1 protein-coding gene is annotated in these 1,103 nt (G+C 64.6%); it reads left to right on the forward strand.

The genetic code is table 11. From position 1 onward, the window contains the following. The coding region (gene tnpC / locus WG908_RS16460) for an IS66 family transposase (protein WP_340187589.1) at positions 1-1,090 on the forward strand (1,090 nt) is incomplete at its 5' end. Positions 1,091-1,103: the final 13 nt, after the last annotated feature.

A 1,103-nucleotide genomic window follows, 5' to 3' on the forward strand; every position in this document is an offset into this window, starting at 1 on the left:
GGTCACCCGCCGGCCGCGCTACGGCTGCCGTTCGTGTGAGAGTGCGGTCGTGCAGGCTCCGGCGCCAGCCAGGATCGTAGAGGGCGGCATTCCGACCGAAGCGCTGATCGCCCAGGTTCTGGTGTCCAAGTACGCCGATCACCTGCCCTTATATCGACAGGCCCAGATCTACGCTCGGCAGGGCATTGTACTCGACCGATCGACGCTGGCCGACTGGGTCGGAAGAGCGGCCTGGTATCTTCGCCCGTTGCGCGATCATGTGCTCGAACGGCTCCGACGATCCGAACGCCTCTTCGCCGACGAGACGACGGCGCCGGTGCTCGATCCGGGGCGTGGGCGAACCAAGACCGGCCAGATATGGGCTTATGCCCGCGACGACCGACCGTGCGGCGGAGAGAGCCCGCAAATGGTCGCCTATGTATATGCCGCGGATCGCAAGGCGGAGCGGCCCGATGCCCATCTAGGCGATTTTGCCGGTATCCTGCAGGTCGATGGCTACGGCGGCTATGCCGCACTTGCCCGGCGCCGAAGCCAGGTGAGCCTGGCCTTCTGTTGGGCACACGCTCGCCGTAAGTTCTACGAGCTAGCTGACAGTTCCCCGGTGGCCACCGAGATCCTGCACCGCATCGCCGCGCTCTACGCCATCGAAGATGAGATACGGGGATTACCGGCCAAGGAGCGGAGCGCCGTTCGTCACGATCGCAGCCGCGCCATCGTCGACGATCTTCGCCAGTATCTCGAGGCCCGGAGCCGCCAGGTCAGCGCCAAGAGCAAGCTCGGCGAGGCGATCCGCTACTCGCTCACCCGTTGGGACGGCCTCGTGCGCTTCCTCGACGACGGCCGTATCGATCTCGACAACAATACCGTTGAGCGATCGATCCCGCCATTGGCGCTGGGCCGAAAGAATGCCCTCTTCGCAGGATCAGACGAAGGCGGCGACAACTGGGCGGTGATCGCCACGCTCATCGAGAACTGCAAGCTTAGCGGTATCAACCCGCATGCCTGGCTGGCAGAAACGCTAACCAAGCTCGCCAACGGTCACCCTGCCAATGGCGTCAGGGAGCTCATGCCCTGGACAGCCGTGGGCTGAGAACACCGCTTAC

The organism is Sphingobium anseongense (assembly GCF_037725245.1).
GTDB lineage: Bacteria > Pseudomonadota > Alphaproteobacteria > Sphingomonadales > Sphingomonadaceae > Sphingobium.